Below are 17,193 nucleotides of genomic sequence, written 5' to 3' on the forward strand. Positions count from 1 at the left end.
ATATAAATTTTATTATTTTTCAAGATCTAAAATACAACTTAAACTAAAATAGAAAATGATAAATAAATGCCTATTGATTTGCATTTATTTAAAATCCAATACATCTCATCACGATTTTAATTGCCAAAAGAATGAGGCAGATTATTCCAACAGCATAAGAAATACTGCGCCATGGTTGAATTGCACTGAGATAGGTGACTGTATGTGTGAATCTTGCAATCGTAAAAATACAAAATACCCAGACAATAAAATCACTGTTTAGGTTTAATGCAATACAAAGCGCTCCAAGCACCCAAAACACGGGAATATTTTCTAAATCATTTGTCCAAGCTTGACTCGCTCTAACTACCAGCGGCAAGTCTTCTGGCCTAACTTTTACACTGACAAAATTAGCGTCTTCGGTATTTTTAAACGCTTTATTCTTAATACGGTGAAATCCTTGATAACAAGAGATTGCAAGCATTTTAAGAAAAAGTAAGATTACACAAAATGCATAGATATGCAGTAAATTATTCATAGGTACTCATTTATTGGTATGCTTAAGATGTATTTAAATAAGTATATCTATTTAAGGTGACTTGTAATTCTTTTAGAGTAAAATATTTTTACGAGGTTTAAGATTCCCATCTTCATCAATATTGCTTAGATGATTGCGGTATAAGATGATACATTTAAATTTGTGAATATCGAGCATGATTAATAAGGAGTTATTTTTATCGCTTTTCTAAATAAATTTAAATGCTTTTCACCTGTAAATCAAAATAAAAAATAAGGCAATTATGCGAAAAAGGAGCATAAAAATTTTGCAATTATTTTACCTGAAAACTCTTCCGTCTGGGGGTGTAATTAGGATTAGAGGATTTGAAATGATTTAATCAAGATAGAAAAAATCAATTAAATTTTTATACAAATTAAATTTATTTATTTTTTATTGTTAATTTAGAATTTGAATTGAGTTAAATGTACTGTAAGGCGTTTAACAATTTTACATTTTTAACTGACTATTTTTGTGTGCAAAACAAGTGTTTAAAATGACAAAAATAAATATATAAATGTAAAAAATAAGCACAATAGAGATTGTCTTTTTAAGCTTTTACTTGGACAATTCGCAAATTCTGATTTTATTATGTTAGGTAGTTATGAAAAAGTTGTTGGGAGAACTTACTTTTAAGCTCTCAGGTTGGTCCTATGAAGTTAATCAAAGTGTATTAGAAAAAAAACAAGTGATCATCGGTTTTGAACATACCTCCATGATGGATGCAGTATTGTCATTGGCAATTTTTCAAATTCATGACCTTAAAATCCATACTTTAATTAAAAAAGAATTATTTAAAGGTCCATTGAAACAATTTTTAGAAAAAATTGGTGGCATTCCTGTAGATCGTAAGTCAAACAAAGACGTCGTTTCACAAATGGTTGATCTATTTCAGAGTAATGACGAATTTAATTTGGTGATTGCGCCAGAAGCGACTCGTGCAGAACGTGGGCAAGCTCGTAAACCGATTCGGACTGGTTTTTGGCATATCGCAAAAGCAGCTGGTGTTCCTATTGTTTTGATGTATGCAAACTCAAAAACAAAACAAGGTGGAATCTTTGGAAAGATTTACCCAACAGATCTAGATCAAGACTTAGCAGAAATTAAACGTCTATATAAAGAACATACAGGACTCGATATTATGATTCCTGAGGCAAAAAATTCTTAATTTGCATTAAATCTAAAAAATAAGCACTTTCTCATAAAAAAGTGCTTATGGTAGAATTGTCGCAATTTGATATGGCATAAAGCCAATCTACAGGAGCATATTTCGCATGGCGGGTCATTCCAAGTGGGCCAATATTAAGCATCGCAAAGCAAAACAAGATGCAAGTCGTGGTAAAGTTTTTACCAAATATATTCGTGAATTAACCACAGCAGCAAGACTTGGCGGTCCTGATGTGGGAAGTAACCCTCGTCTACGTGCTGTTGTCGAAAAAGCACTTTCAGTGAATATGACACGCGACACGATCAACCGTGCTATTCAACGTGGTGCTGGTGGTGAAGACAACGATGACTTAAAAGAAGTCACTTATGAAGGTTATGGTGTTGGTGGTGTTGCGGTGATTGTAGAAACCATGACAGATAACCTTAATCGTACTGTGCCTGATGTTCGTCATTGTTTTTCTAAAACCAATGGTAACTTAGGTACAGCAGGCTCAGTGGCATATTTGTTTACCAAACGTGGTGAGATTACTTTTGAAGATGTTTCTTTAGAAGACAAAATCATGGATGTGGCTTTGGAAGCTGGAGCTGAAGATATCGAAGTGAACGAAGATGAAATCTTAGTAATCACTACACCTGAAAGTTTTGGTGATGTACAAGATGCATTAACTGCTGCTGGGTTAAAATCAGATAATGCAGAAGTGGTTATGAGTCCATCTACAAAAGCATTGATCGCTGATGTGGATCAAGCAAAACTCATTGTTAAAATGATTGATATGTTTGAAGATCTTGATGATGTTCAAAACGTATATACCAACGTTGAATTCACAGATGAAGTATTGGCTGAATTAGACAGTTAAGTCTGATTTAAGTAGATAAAACGCACCTTGGGGTGCGTTTTTATTGAGAGAAAATTTATTGCTGATTTAAAACAGAGGAAATAAATTTATTTTTTTCAATTCGGTAATCGATCATATCTAAATTTTCACAACGCTTTTTTAGATCATTGTAAGTTTGCACCAGTTTAGAGGACTGCCTGAGTGTATCTCTAAATTTAATAAATGACTCAAATTCAGAACCATTAACAACAAGTTGAAAGGCGACATCATCACCATTGAGCGATTCCAACATACACAATTGATCTGTTCTCAGTGTTTCTAATTTCTCTTGAAAATTTAATCGATAAAGTTTTTGAATTGCATCATTAAATTCAGATTGATCCACTGCAATATAAATGTCTAAATCTCCTTTAGAGATTGCATTGGGAATCGAAGAGGCACCAATGTGCTCAATTTTTGCATTGATTAAAAGTGCATTGATTTGAGTTTTATAATACGCAAACCGTGCATTACATTGGGGTTGATATTCTTCAGCTAAATAAAATCTCATAAAAAGATCCATTCAAATACAATGTGATATCTTTGATTCTAAATTCTACCTTTCTAAAACATCATAAAATAAATGTTTAAGACCAATGAGAGTAGCTTTACTTTATTGGTTTTAATTTGGTTGGATGCACCATGCAAAAGCTAAACTGGTTCAATACAAAATTTAAATTCGATTGAGTAGGCCAGTACAATTAAACACATGTTTATATTCTTTAATCACGAAGCTTGAATGTAGTGCAACCACATGCTCAATTTTACCAATTCGCTTGAGTAAAATTTCACTGTAATTCTCCATATCTTTTGCGATCACTTCGACAAGGAAATCGGCGGTTTGCCCAGTCACTAAAAAGGCGTTAATCACTTCAGGGATGTTTTCGAGTTCTTCTAAAAATTTAGCAAAGGTATCTGTGTCATGTTTACTTAGGGAAATTTGTAAAATGACATGTAATTTAAAGCCTAACTTTTCAAAATTAATATCACGCTTTAGATTGGTCATGATATCGGTTTCGATCAAGTGTTTGATACGACGATGAACAGAACTTACAGATAGGTTAATACGTTCTGACAATTCATTTAGATTGATGTCTTCATGAGTTAAAATTTCTAAAATTTGTTTGTCGTAACGATCCAATTCCATATTTTTATCCAGCTTGAAAAAATTTTCTGTATTAATGTAGATTGATTTTTATATTTTTTCAATATTTGAATGAATTTTGAGAATAAATATCATAAAAATATAATTTATAGAAAATGAATCAGTTTAATTCTGAAAGTATTCTGGGTTGGTCCATATCCTAATGCACTTGCGAATGGGCTGTTGAAAACATTGAGCTAATTGATAAAGCTTAATCACAAGGATTGAAGCTTATTTTTAGTTATTTCTCATCTATAAAGTTTTTACTTTATACTGTTTAAAATTGAAAAGTTTATCCACCAATGCTTGAACATGATCTAGAACTTACCGAATCTGAAATGCATCTCTATTCTCGTCAAATTTTACTTGATGGTTGGGATATTGAGGCACAGGAAAAATTAAAACTCGCCAATGTACTGATTGTTGGTTGCGGTGGAATAGGGTGTACCACTGCCGAATTGTTGGCACGTGCAGGTATTGGGAAAATTAGTCTGATTGATGCTGATACAATTGAAATGAGTAATTTACAAAGACAAATTGCTTATGTTGAGCAAGATGTAGGATTTTATAAAGCAGAGATATTGGCCAAGAGATTGCAAACAATTAATCCTTTTATCCAAGTAGAAAGTTATATCAGTAAATTGGATGAAAATAATGCGCAAGCTTTGATTGCTCAGCAGGATTTAGTTTTAGATGGTTGTGATAACTTTACCACCCGTTATCTGGTGAACCACATTTGTACCCAGCTGCATGTTCCATTGATTAGCGCTTCTGCGATTGGTTTTCAAGGTCAGCTCTTTATGATTGATGGTGATTCAGCTTGTTATGAATGCTTATTTCCCAAAGCGCAACAGCATAATGAAAGTCTTCGTTGTGCTGACTCAGGTGTATTAGCCACCACACCCAATGTCATGGCAAGTTTACAGGCACATCATGCTCTTCTATTTTTAGGTTTAGCGAAAACCCCATTGAAGCAAAAACTGTTGCTATGGGATGGGTTAACAATGAAACAACGAATTTTAGCCTTTGAAAAAGATAGAGATTGTACAAACTGTCAGGCAAGCCATACTGCAAATGCTGATTAATTTGCTACACTTATACAAATTCAATTTAATGTTGACATTATGAAAAATAATATCTTTTTAGATGGTCTACGTTCAGTTGCCCGAGTTGGGGAAACTGCTGTTATCGCGGCCAAAGCAGGTATTAAATATGCCACTGAAAAACCAAGTAATGCCAAACTGATGCGTGAAACCTTTGAATCATTAGGCTCAACTTATATTAAATTGGGTCAATTTATTGCCAGTACGCCATCTTTATTTCCTCGTGAATATGTTGAAGAGTTTCAAGGCTGTTTAGACCAAACGCCTTATTTACCTTTTAGCTATGTTCAGGGCGTGTTGGAACAAGAATTTGCTGGGCGTAATTTAAGTGAAATCTTTGCATCTATCGATGAAAAGCCTCTTGCTTCAGCATCTATTGCCCAGGTTCATGCTGCCAAATTGGTGACTGGTGAAGATGTTGTAATTAAAGTGCAAAAACCTGGTGTAGAAACTATTCTTTATACCGATTTAAATGTATTGCACTGGGCAACCAAGGTTTTGGAAAAAGCGATTCCAAAAGTAAAATTTGCTTCATTGGCAGATATTGTTGATGAAATTAAAACACGTATGGTGCGTGAAGTTGATTTCATTGAAGAAGCACAAAATTTGGATGATTTTGTGAATTATCTCAATGTATCTCAAAACACGGCAGCAACAGCTCCAAAGGTCTATCATCAATTTTCAACACGCCGTGTACTCACCATGCAACGCTTGTATGGTGTGCCACTGACTGATTTTGATGTAGTCAGAAAAGTCGCGAAAGATCCATCTCAAGTGCTGATTACCGCCATGAATACTTGGTTTGGTAGTTTAATGTTATGCCAGTCTTTCCATGCCGATTTGCATGCGGGTAATCTTATGTTACTTGAAGATGGCCGTATTGGTTTTATTGATTTTGGTATCGTAGGACAGTTAAAACCTGAAGTTTGGCAAGCATGTATGGCATTTATGGATGCTTTGCAAAAGACAGATTACACGTTGATGGCTGAAAATATGTTGGGTATGGGTATGACCAGTACTCAAGTCGATACTCAGGTTTTGGCAGAAGATTTAGAGCGTCTATTTAGTGGGGTACTACTTGCAGATCCACAAAAAATTATGACGTCTAATCCATCAGATTTAAATGACATCATGATGGATATGGTGGGTGTAGGCGAGCGTCATGGTATTCGTTTCCCACGAGACTTCGCGTTATTATTTAAGCAAATGCTATATTTTGATCGTTTTATGCGTGTTCTTGCGCCATATACCGATATTTATGCTGATCAACGTTTACAGATGGTGCAAAATATTGATCCTGTGTCATTGTTAAAACATTGATATAGATGTTTTCTCCTTGTGGAAAAGTGGCTAGGTCTGATTGTATAATCTTGCTTGGCCCTTTTTTAAAAGGGCATTTTTTATTTAAATTGAGAATTTATAAACGTCATGGATGCAATTATCATTGAAGGGTTAAAAGTTGAGACTGTGATTGGCTGCTTCAATTGGGAACGGCAAATTATCCAACCTTTAATGTTGGATCTCCACATTCAAACCAGTTTAGAACAAGCGTCTAACTCAGATGAATTAGTCGATACATTGAACTATGCTGAAATTTGTGAAATTTCTGCCAAAGTGATTCAGGATGCTGCACCAAAATTGATCGAACATGCGGCCAAATTAGTATTAAATACGCTTTTCTCTACCTTTAAGTCTATTGAATCGATTATGATTACAGTCCGTAAGCCTGCCATTATCCCGCAAGCAAATTCTGTAGGAATTCGTCTTGAACGACACCGAAATGATATTCGCCCTAGCTCTAGCGAGTAATCGCGATCCACAACAAAATTTTCGAAAAGCATTTGCTCAGATTGCCCATTTGGGAATGGTGTCATTTTCTTCCATCTATTTGATTCCATGTCGTGATGGAATTGGTGCAGATTATTGGAATGCTGCATGTTTGGTTCAAAGTCAGCTGTCTGTAGATGAAATGCTATCTTTATTAAAAAAGATGGAAGCAGACTCAGGTCGTGTACGCCCATCACATCAAATATCCTTGGATATCGATCTCATTGCATGGGGAACTCATTTAACTGCAATGCAATTTAATCAAAAGAAATTACCATTGGCGTTAGATGTTAAAGTACCGATGTCTGAACTTTGGGAAGATGCATTATTCACACATTCCGCAGATCAATTTCCAGTTATCATTTTATAGTCTTTAAAATAACTAGGTTAAAAAACAATGTATTTTAAGCCCTTGGCATTATTCAGTTGTGTGATTTTATTCAGCGCATGTCGCCATTTACCTGAACAATCTGTTACACCAGTACAAGCTGTAAGTGAAGTGCAAAGCTTACAACAGCGGGATAACAATCTTAAGCAAAAAGTGAATGCTTATACACAAGATCAAGCTTTATTTGATGTAGCATTTGATGATCTCAATCAAGATGGGCAAGATGAAGCCATCGTGCTTTTAAAAGGGCAAGATTGGTGTGGGTCTGGTGGTTGTACAATGCTGATCTTTCAAGGAAAATCTAATCACCAGTTTGACTTTTTAAGTAAAACAACCTTGGTGGATACGCCAGTTTACTCTACAACATATATGCATAATGGTTGGAAGCAATTACTGGTCTATAGCCGAAAGCATGGGCAAGTAATGTTGAAGTTTGATGGAACTCAATATCCGTTAAATCCATCTTTATTGCCAGTCGCTACAGTAAAGTTAGCACCCAATACAGCTAAATTTCTTTTGGGTGTTGCTGACTAATTTTTTATGTGTAACCCACATCTTTATATCAAAATGTGGGTTACACGGAATCCTTGCATTAAAATTATTTTGACTTCTTTGCTGTAAAAGTGATGCGAATAAAAATGCTAAAAAAGCCCGGAAACTGGACTTTTAAATCAGTTAAATCATGTTGTTAGATAAAATAACTGGTCTTGGTCATCAGTTTGGAAATTGCAGTCATGGTGATCTTCACTGGAATAGGCAGCTCGACACCACCAGCAGTTAATGCTGTATCACGATGATGCAGTTCATCTTCATTCATCTGCACCAATATTTTACGTGAGCGCTCGTCTTGAGCTGGAAGCTGACTGATATGGTGTTGTAAATGTAAACTGACTTGGCGTTCAGTTTCAGCCACAAAACCTAAACTATATTTATCACCTGCAATGCCCGCAAGTGCACCCATACCAAAAGAAAGACCATACCATACAGGGTTAAGCAAACTGGTATGACTGTCGAGTTCTTTTAGGCGATCTTCACACCAAGCCAAATGATCTTGTTCTTCAATCGCTGCAAATTCCATTTCACGACGTACATTTGGAAGTTTGGCTGTTAATGCTTGCCCATGATAAAGTGCTTGTGCACAAACTTCACCACTATGGTTAACGCGCATTAAACCTGCAACATGACGTGCTTCGCTGACAACTAGTTTGGTTTCGACTGCATTGGATGGATTGCTTCTTTGCGCTGAAGTTGCACCAGGTACTAAACTTCTTAAAGCTTGGTCAAATGAATTGATCAATTTATCGATGCCAGTATATTGACGCATATTAGTCCTCCAAAGAAACCTGAGTTGTCGCTATTAATGGTTTTAAACGAATTAATAACCAAGCACTAAAAATAGCACTCAGCACGGCTGTGATACAGAATAATATTTTAATGTCTATTTTCAAAATACTTAAGATGAGAATAGAAAAAATTGCCGATGAAACCATAAATATTGCATTAAAGATATTATTTGCCGCAACCACACGTGCACGGTGTGATTTAGGGGCATAGGCTTGCATCATCGCATAAAGTGGAACGATATAAAAACCTCCACTTATACCCAATAAAGTGACTGCAAACATCACATGATAATAAATTGCCCCTGAGTTAAACATATCAGAAATCGCAATCAGATCACCAGTTCGTTCTGGAACAAAGGCCAAACTACCTGCCAAATAAAGCGCAAATACCGTTAAGCCAATTGCACCAAGCGGTACCATTTTGATATTTACTTCTGCACCACCAATTTTACGACACAACAATGAACCTACACCAATTCCGACAGAAAAAAATGTAAGCAATAAACTGACGACATTTTCATTGGCATGCAGATTTTGCTGTGTTAACTGAGGAATTTGTGTGAGGTATGTTGCACCATAAAACCAGTACCAAGAATTACCTAAAAGTACGATAAAAATTAACGGTAAACTTTTAGCATAACGAATGGTTTGGAAACTGGTTCGAAAGAAATTCCAATCGATTTCAAAGTCTTCATTTGACATAGATTGTGTAAGGATAAAACGACTGGATAAATAACCCACCACTGCAATAGATACGATGGTTAAGCAAATCCAGATCATATTGCCTTGTGATAGCGAAATGACTGCACCTCCTAAAATCATCCCAATTAGAATCGCAATGGATGTGCCTGACTGAAACAAGGCATTACCAGACATCAGTTCATTCGGTTTTAAGATTTCAGGCAAAATCGCATATTTGATTGGCCCAAAAAAAGTACTATGCGTACCCATTAAAAATAAAGCGAAGAGTAAAATCCAAAGATTGCCCAATAAAAAACCCGCTGAGGCAACCAGCATGATAATGATTTCTAAAATTTTAATACTTCGGACTAAAAATGAGCGTTCGTATTTATCTGCAATTTGACCTGCGGTCGCAGAGAAGATGAAATAGGGTAGAATAAACAGTAATGCAGCGAGATTGTTGAGTGTGCTGATATTGGCAGACTGATGATGAATCCAACCATAGGTGATGACGAGTAATAATGATTGTTTATAAACATTATCATTCAGGGCGCCAAAAAACTGGGTAAGGAACATCGGTAAAAAACGTCGTGTCCCTAAAATATGCTCATTTTTTTCCATTGTAGACGACTTCATTTAGTTATATATAAGAAATGTGTTGAAATGGTAACTATCTCTCAAAATCATGTATCATGTTTTTAACTTAAATCATGTGTAAAACCAATTGGTTTGGGTATTTGAAAGATTTTTAATAATTGATCTTTCTACAAATAAATTTAGGTCATTCGAGCTTGGTATGCCAGCAAAAATTAATTTTAAAAAATCTGTGCTTTCACATAGTGTACATTTACACTTTGACCGTTATCATATCAATAAACTGATATGTTCAAGTGTTTTTTTAAGTGTTTTTGCAATCCCTGTCAGTTATGCCGATCAAATACAAAGCAATCAGAATTTGACATCAAGTTCTGAAACTATCAGCACAAATTCTGAAAAAATCAGCAATACTCAAGAACAATTAGAATCGGCGGCCATTCAGCAAGGTGTATCAAACGAAAAGATCGACCAGTTAGATCAAAAAATTCAACAAGCTCAACAAACTGATCAAGTTGATAGTGTTAAAATGCTTGAACAACAAGAAAAAAATATGGGGGTGCAAGAGGATTTTAAGCCGATCCAATTTGAAGATCTTGAAGAGCTACCAGCTGTCGCTGTGGATCAATCGTTGGCAAATGAAATTTATAAAGTTGCAGAAGAAGCGAAAACAGATGCACAGAATTTTCGTAATGGTGTGATCAAAGAACCTCAAATTGAAGTGGCTAATGCGACCCAACAAGAATTGAATGAAATTACGCAAGCGCCGGTCAATGTTGATGAACTTATACAAACTATTCGTGCAGACAACAAAATTTCTGTAGAAGAAAATCAATCGGGTAAAACTTTGGTTGATAATACACAGAGTAATACTGATGAAGAAAAGGCTAAACCTGGCTTCTTTAAAAGTTTAGTCAATAAAATTCGTGGACCACAAGACAACGGTGTACCAATTCCAAAAATCGGTGTCTCAGTGACGGGTGCGCCTGCGGTTCTTGCAACTAATTTAAAAGCAAAGTTAGGCACCTTTACCCAAGAAGCATATTCTGATTTTAACGGTTCAGTACCACAGTTGAGAACACTCGCTGTACAGGCTGCCCAAGCGGTGGGCTATTACAATGCGGAATTCAAATTTAGCAAAATTGATGATACTCATTTAGGCGTTAAAGTCACGCCACATGATCCAGTCAAAGTGGCTGAACAAAATATTGAGTTTACTGGGGCAGGTTCTAAACTGGCACAGTTCCAAGTTATTGGCGTACTTCCTGATTTAGAAGAAGGTGATATTCTCAATCACGGCGCCTATGAATCTACAAAAAGCCGAATTGTGGATGCAGCCTCAAATAACGGGTTTTTTGATGGTTATTGGCGTTTACATGATGTCAAAGTTGAGCAACCGCAAAACAAAGCCAAAATTGATTTAAAATACGAAACGGGTGATCGTTATAAATTGCAAGATGTGGAGTTTAGAATGAGTGATCCTTCTAAGCCACTCCCGATTGATTTAAAAATACTAAAAACCTTAGCACCATGGGAAGATGGAGCGGATTATACCGCATGGCGTGTCAATGGTTTGGCCAACAACTTAACCAACTCGCGTTATTTTAACTATACCTTGGTTGATGCGGTTAAGCCGGATGCAATTGTAAAACCACTTGAACTTCCCGCAGACCTGCAAGCCTTAGTGGACCAGCAGAAAATTACTGAAACTACATTGTCTGCTCAAACCAATGCAGATAAAGCACATTTGTCAGATAAAGAAGTGACTCAAAATGTGGTCAATGAAAATCAGTTTGCGGGGACGCAAGGGGAAGAAGTCAATCCAAACTTAAAGCAGCTTCAAGCGCAACAGAAAGAAAAAGAATCAGATGAAGATCTACTCAAAGATCAGGCTCGTGAGAATAAAAAGATCCCAGTGATCGTGACCTTAAATGCGGACCGCTTAAACAGCTTAGAAACGGGTATTGGTTATGGGACGGATACGGGCGTCCGTTTACGTGGTCAATATAGACGTGCGATTGTCAATCATCTGGGACATTCTTTTGATGCCAATATGGAATTGTCAGAAATCCGCCAAGCTATTGATGCTCGTTATAACATTCCTTATAAACATCCATTAAATGATTACTTTAGTCTAGTTGCAGGTTATGAACGCGAAACTCGTGATGGTATTGGTAATGACATGGACTTGGTCATCGAGTCTGCTGTTGCTGGGGTTGACCGTATTATTAAAGGTTCAAGAAAAGAGTGGCAACATATTCTAGGTGTGCGTTACCGTTTAGACCGTGTCACTCAAAATGGCCCTGTAGATATTGCCAATATTCCTGACGCTTTTTTAATTCCTGGCTCTAATCAAGAACAACAGTCATTGTTATTGGGTTATGAAGCAACCAAAACAACCAGTGATAATCGTATCAATCCAACACGAGGATATAAACAAAGTTATAAAATTCAGCTTGGAAGTCAATCCTTACTTTCAGATACTGATATGGCAATTACGAGCGCGGATTGGAAAGGCTTATATTCGTTCGGTGAAAATGATAATCATCAGTTTGTAGGTGGCTTAAATGTTGGTTATATTTTTGCTAAGGATTTTGAAAAAGTTCCTTATAATTTAAGATACTTTGCTGGTGGCGATCAAAGTTTACGAGGTTTTGACTATAAGAGCCTCTCCCCAACAGAATATGGCTATAAAGTGGGTGGTCAAGGTTTGGCTGTTGGGTCATTGGAATACAATTATCAATTTAAAGAGGGTTGGCGTGGAGCTATATTCAGCGATTTTGGTAATGCTTACGATAAATCATTTAGTAACGATACCCAATATAGCTTAGGCTTAGGAATACGTTGGAAGTCACCAATTGGTCCGATTCGTATTGATGTTGCATCAGGTGTTTCAGATCCTGCACATCCAATTCGACTGCACTTCTTTATTGGTTCACAACTTTAATTAACTAAAAATATAAGAGAAATACTGGAAATATTATGGCTGATGAAGAACATCAAGATGTTCAAAATGAACAGCAAAATGATCAACTAAAGCAAGAGCAAGCTCCGAAGAAGCGTAATATATTACGTAATATTCTGATGTCATTGCTTTTGGTCATTATTTTATTGATTGCTGCATTGGCTGTGATGTTTAGTACCGATAAAGGCAGTAAGTTTTTATTGGATCGGGTGGCTTCAAGTCAGAAAATTATTGATTATCAATATGAAAGTGGAAATCTACTTCAAGGGATTATTCTAAAAAATGTTTTGGTTACCTTGAGTTCGGTTGATGTCAAAATTGATCGTGCAGATATTTCATTAGGTTGGAGAGCAATATTAGACAAAGAAATTCATCTCAGCCATGCCGATGTCAATAATTTAAGAATTATCAGTAAAACCCCTCCAAGTGATGAGCCATTTAAATTTAGCGAAATCAAACTACCTTTTGTTTTACGTTTAGATGAGGCAAATGTAGATCACATGCAGTTTCAAACATCATCTACAAAAATTGATTTTAAGGATATTCATTTAGAAAACGCATTGTGGTCTGGTACAGAGCTTAAATTTGAAAACTCTAAAATGGACATGGGCTATCTATCTGTAAAAGACGCAACAGGTAATATGGACTTTAAACAAGGAGATTATCCGCTTAATGCTAAAGCTATTTTAAAAATCCCAAGTTTAAAAAGTTTAAATGTTGAAGATATTTATGTACATGCGCGCGGCTCACTCGACACTATTAAAGCTGGCGTTGCAACCAAAACTCCCGATCTTTTAACAGGTTGGGCAGTAATTCACCCAATGCGTCACGATGTTCCAATGAATGGTGCTTTGGTGTTTAAAGATTATCACTGGCCGCTGTTACAGGAACAAGAATTACTTTCTAAAAATGGTTTGGCAAAATTCCATGGTGATGTTAAAGGCCTAAACCTAGATATCAATACTGATATCAGTGGTAAAAATATTCCGCAAGGTCAATATACTGCTTTAGCGCATACCGATTTAACCAATCAGTTGAATATTAACAACTTAAATGGTCAATTGATGGGTGGTGCTTTAAATCTTGCTGGCTTGGTGAGTTGGCAAGATCATGTACATTGGGATGTGCAAGGTCGTTTAGATCGAATTAATCCAAAAGATAAAATTATTCCACAAGTGATTCAAGACTTTTTACCTGTTTCACTTGATGCCAAAATTGGATCAGTAGGTGCACTTAAACAAGGTATGCATTTAACCGCCAATGTGGATTTTGACAAATATGAAGCTTGGAACGTTAAATTAGATCAAGCTGAACAAAAGGGTAAAAAGCCTGAACCTATGTTATTGGGTGTGAACTGGAAAAATATTGACCGAGCAGTGCCTTATGTTGGTTGGTTGAGTAGTGAACAAGGTCAGGTTGAAGTTGCACTGGTTGATGATCAGCAAAACATTCATGTGGCAACCGTTGTGCGTCAGCATGAAAAAGGCAGTTTGCCTGAGGGTAAATACACAGCTCAGCTGGACTTAAAAGGTAATGATTTACATGTCCCTGCATTTGAATATCTGGCTGCTAAAGGCAGTTTATCTGGGAATGCAGTTGTGGAATTACCAACTGAAAAACGTCAGTTAAAATGGAATGCTTTGTTAAATGCAAAAGATTTCAATCCACAAAGTATCATTGCAACTGCACCAGTAGATTTAATCAATGGACAAATAAAAGCCAATGGATTTGCAAAACCAAATCAACAACTGATTAACTTTGATGCGATTAATTTAACAGGTAGACTCGCAAATCAAGCCAATCCTGAAACAATCCAATTGACTGGTAAAAGTACTGCAGCAGTTATTTTCAATGACGCCAATGCCGGTGGTGCTTTTAAAGGCTTTGCAGTGAATTATGATGGTGCATTAAATGCATCACAGATGAAACAAGGTAGTGGTTTGTTGAAGATTAGAGTTTCGGGTACACCTGAGCTAATCAAAATATCTGAGCTACAACATGATGGTATTGCAGGAAAAATTTTAGCCAATGGTTTGGTTCATATCAGTAATGGTATCGGTTGGGACATCAATGCATCTTTGGTGCGTTTTAAACCGCAGTATTTTGTCTCTTCTGTACGTGGTGAAATCTCTGGTAATGTGAAGACTCAGGGGAATTGGTCAGATCGTATGAAGAAAATCAATATTCAACAATTGAATATTGCAGGCATGATCAATAATAAGCCATTGAGAGGGCGTGGTAACCTTGCAGTCGTTTTGAATTCTGATTTAAAGGGTCTCATGCCACAGCAATTTGAGGCAAATAATTTATTTTTGTCTTATGCTAACAATCAAGTACAGGCTACAGGAAATGCACAGAATCTAAGATTAAAAGTCAATGCACCTGCATTATATGAGCTTTATCCAGGATTACGTGGTACAGCTTATGGTTATTTAAATTTACAAGCCCAGCCGCGTTTGAGTGCAACTGCCAACCTCACTGTCGATAATTTTAGTTTTAATGACAGTTTAAGCATTAAAAAATTAAGCTTGAAAGGTGAACTGCCAACCTCAGAAACTGTAGCTTCTAAAATGGTTGCGCAAATGGATACTTTGCGTAGTGGGAATCGTGAAATCCAGCATGCAGGGATTACACTTTCAGGAACTCGTAAAGCACATTTATTGCAGATTCAGGCGTGGAATTATTATTCTAAGTTCTATGTGCAACTTGCAGGCGGATTTAATGCCCAAAACGATTGGTTAGGTCAGATTCAGAAAGGCGAATTTGACTCTGTAAGAGCGCATTTATTGCAACAGCAAAATGCACCGGTCATTTTTAATGCCTCAAAATCGGAGCTATATGTAGGTCAACATTGTTGGTCAAGCCAGCAAAGCCAATTGTGTTTTGATCAACCCATACGTGCAAGTCAGCAAAATGGTAATGTTTCGTTCCTCACCAAGAATCTGGATCTGAATGATTTTGCAGCATTTATGCCAGAAGGTTTAGCATTAACTGGCAAATTAAATGGTTATGCAAAAGCATCATGGGCTAAAGGTGCACAACCTAAACTGGATGCTAAACTTGTTACCCGTAATGGGCAAATTGGTATTGCTGCTGAAGATCCTAATGACCCTTCGACTTCAATGAACTATGACGAAGCCAGTGTAATTGCGAAAAGCATAAAAGATGGATTGTTATTACGTGTTGATTTGAAAGCTCCTAATGTGGGGACGGGATATGCCAGCGTTATTGTGAACCCATATGTGGCGTCTAAGCCGATGCGTGGAGAGGTAGCATTTAACGAAGTTCAGTTGAAAATATTAAAACCGTTTATAGCCGATGTTCGTAAACTCGATGGAACGTTATCACTTGCAGGCAAAATTAACGGGACACTCACACAGCCATTGTTTGATGGCGAAATGCGATTGAAAAATGGTGAAATTAGTATGATTTCACTGCCTGTGAACTTAAATAATGTTCAGATTTACACTTCAATTCGTCAAGATGTTGCAACAATTAATGGTGCTTTTAATAGTGGTCGTGGTGTAGGTAAAATTAGCGGTAGTATCGATTGGAAAAATGACCCTCATGTACAATTACGTTTAAATGGCGATAAATTGCTGATTCGTCAAGCACCACTCATTACTGCAATTGTTGATACAGATATCGAATTGGATGCATTACCTTTAAGTAAAAAAATTACAGTTAAAGGTAAGGTTGATGTTCCTAGTGCATTAATTTCAATGCCTGAATCAAGTGCAACAGTAGTCAATGTATCACCTGATGTTCGTATTGTGAAAGAAGGTCAAAATCAGTTGGCTGTGCTTAAAGCAGCACAACCGTGGTCTATACGTGCAGATGTCTCGGTAAACTTAGGTGATAAGGTGATTTTCCAAGGGTTTAACAGTCGTATTCCATTGGTTGGACGTCTATACCTGTCTCAACGCGGTTTAGAAACTGCGATGCGTGCCAATGGCGCAATTGGTGTTAGTCAGAAAGTAACCGTTGAGGCTTATGGTCAACGCTTGGATTTGAATCGTGCGATTGCTCGTTTTAATGGACCATTGTCCAATCCTACATTAGATGTCGATACCAATAAGAGTATTTCTGGAAGCACAGTAGGACTTCGTATTACAGGTACTGCTTCAAGTCCAAATATCCAAGTTTATAACGATGCTGGACTGTCAGATCAGGAAGCAATGAATGCTTTAATCACAGGACGTATTAATGAAGGTTCGAGTGGTTTAAGTAATGCTGAAGGCTTTAAATCGGATGTAAACAATACTATTGCGGCAGCAGGGATTAGTCTGGGTCTAGGTGGAACGCGAGCATTTACCAATCAAATTGGACGTACTTTTGGTTTAAGTGGTTTATCTTTTGATGCGCAGGGTACAGGTGATGATACTCAGGTCAGTTTGACTGGATATATTACGCCAGACTTGTATATTCGTTATGGTGTGGGGGTATTTACACCAGTGAATAAACTGACTTTACGTTATCAAATGAATAAACGTTTGTATTTGGAAGCAAGTCAGTCCTTAGAAAAAGCCATTGATGTGTTCTATCATTGGCGGTTCTAGACATTGATAAAA

General features: G+C 36.7%; 14 protein-coding genes. 9 read left to right on the forward strand and 5 right to left on the reverse strand.

The annotated features are described in order from the left end of the window. Positions 1 to 88: 88 nt before the first annotated feature. Complete coding sequence (locus ACG916_RS13900; RefSeq protein ID WP_419327407.1) at positions 89 to 517, reverse strand: MAPEG family protein; 429 nt, start codon at positions 515 to 517, stop codon at positions 89 to 91. Between the two features lie 622 nt (positions 518 to 1,139). On the opposite strand from ACG916_RS13900, the gene ACG916_RS13905 reads away from it, so the two are divergent. Together ACG916_RS13905 and ACG916_RS13910 are read left to right on the forward strand one after the other, a co-directional pair. Continuing rightward, positions 1,140 to 1,703, forward strand: coding sequence for a 1-acyl-sn-glycerol-3-phosphate acyltransferase (locus tag ACG916_RS13905; RefSeq protein WP_419327408.1), 564 nt, complete (start codon positions 1,140 to 1,142; stop codon positions 1,701 to 1,703). Between the two features lie 106 nt (positions 1,704 to 1,809). After that, positions 1,810 to 2,559: a YebC/PmpR family DNA-binding transcriptional regulator gene (locus ACG916_RS13910; protein WP_004821088.1), complete on the forward strand. Its 750-nt coding sequence runs from the start codon at positions 1,810 to 1,812 to the stop codon at positions 2,557 to 2,559. A 55-nt stretch (positions 2,560 to 2,614) separates the two neighbouring features. Here the strand turns inward: ACG916_RS13910 and ACG916_RS13915 are convergent, their stop codons facing one another. Continuing rightward, positions 2,615 to 3,088, reverse strand: a complete 474-nt coding sequence (locus ACG916_RS13915) for a GrpB family protein (RefSeq protein ID WP_336953060.1) — start codon at positions 3,086 to 3,088, stop codon at positions 2,615 to 2,617. Between the two features lie 162 nt (positions 3,089 to 3,250). After that, a complete protein-coding gene (locus ACG916_RS13920) occupies positions 3,251 to 3,724 on the reverse strand; it encodes an Lrp/AsnC family transcriptional regulator (RefSeq protein WP_336953058.1) in 474 nt (157 codons plus the stop codon). Positions 3,725 to 4,023: 299 nt separating this feature from the next. Here ACG916_RS13920 and ACG916_RS13925 point away from each other — a divergent pair, with 299 nt between their 5' ends. The 5 genes from ACG916_RS13925 (at position 4,024) to ACG916_RS13945 (ending at position 7,573) form a co-directional block, all read left to right on the forward strand. Then, complete coding sequence (locus tag ACG916_RS13925) at positions 4,024 to 4,806, forward strand: HesA/MoeB/ThiF family protein (RefSeq protein ID WP_336953056.1); 783 nt, start codon at positions 4,024 to 4,026, stop codon at positions 4,804 to 4,806. A 39-nt stretch (positions 4,807 to 4,845) separates the two neighbouring features. Beyond that, a complete protein-coding gene (locus tag ACG916_RS13930; RefSeq protein ID WP_336953054.1) occupies positions 4,846 to 6,144 on the forward strand; it encodes an ABC1 kinase family protein in 1,299 nt (432 codons plus the stop codon). Positions 6,145 to 6,252: 108 nt separating this feature from the next. Next, positions 6,253 to 6,633 carry a dihydroneopterin aldolase gene (gene folB / locus ACG916_RS13935; protein ID WP_419327409.1) on the forward strand — a complete coding sequence of 127 codons (381 nt, stop codon included), beginning with the start codon at positions 6,253 to 6,255 and terminating at the stop codon, positions 6,631 to 6,633. Then, positions 6,590 to 7,021 (forward strand): 2-amino-4-hydroxy-6-hydroxymethyldihydropteridine diphosphokinase, encoded by a 432-nt coding sequence (locus ACG916_RS13940; protein ID WP_419327410.1) that lies wholly within the window; start codon positions 6,590 to 6,592, stop codon positions 7,019 to 7,021. The genes folB and ACG916_RS13940 overlap by 44 nt, the downstream gene beginning before the upstream one ends. Positions 7,022 to 7,048: 27 nt before the next feature. Beyond that, positions 7,049 to 7,573, forward strand: a complete 525-nt coding sequence (locus ACG916_RS13945) for a COG3650 family protein (RefSeq protein WP_419327411.1) — start codon at positions 7,049 to 7,051, stop codon at positions 7,571 to 7,573. Positions 7,574 to 7,727: 154 nt separating this feature from the next. On the opposite strand, the gene coq7 is transcribed toward ACG916_RS13945, so the two are convergent. Together coq7 and ACG916_RS13955 are read right to left on the reverse strand one after the other, a co-directional pair. After that, on the reverse strand, positions 7,728 to 8,363 hold the full coding sequence (gene coq7, locus ACG916_RS13950; protein ID WP_336953050.1) for a 2-polyprenyl-3-methyl-6-methoxy-1,4-benzoquinone monooxygenase: 636 nt from the start codon (positions 8,361 to 8,363) through the stop codon (positions 7,728 to 7,730). A 1-nt stretch (position 8,364) separates the two neighbouring features. Next, positions 8,365 to 9,684, reverse strand: coding sequence for an MFS transporter (locus ACG916_RS13955; protein WP_419327412.1), 1,320 nt, complete (start codon positions 9,682 to 9,684; stop codon positions 8,365 to 8,367). Positions 9,685 to 9,859: 175 nt separating this feature from the next. On the opposite strand from ACG916_RS13955, the gene ACG916_RS13960 reads away from it, so the two are divergent. Both ACG916_RS13960 and ACG916_RS13965 read left to right on the forward strand, forming a co-directional pair. Then, positions 9,860 to 12,604, forward strand: coding sequence for an autotransporter assembly complex protein TamA (locus tag ACG916_RS13960; RefSeq protein ID WP_336953046.1), 2,745 nt, complete (start codon positions 9,860 to 9,862; stop codon positions 12,602 to 12,604). A gap of 35 nt (positions 12,605 to 12,639) precedes the next feature. Further along, the gene (locus ACG916_RS13965; RefSeq protein ID WP_419327413.1) at positions 12,640 to 17,181 is read left to right on the forward strand and encodes a translocation/assembly module TamB domain-containing protein; all 4,542 of its coding nucleotides are present in this window, start codon (positions 12,640 to 12,642) and stop codon (positions 17,179 to 17,181) included. Positions 17,182 to 17,193 lie beyond the last annotated feature (12 nt).

The organism is Acinetobacter legionensis, assembly GCF_048552295.1.
Classification (GTDB): Bacteria; Pseudomonadota; Gammaproteobacteria; order Pseudomonadales; family Moraxellaceae; genus Acinetobacter.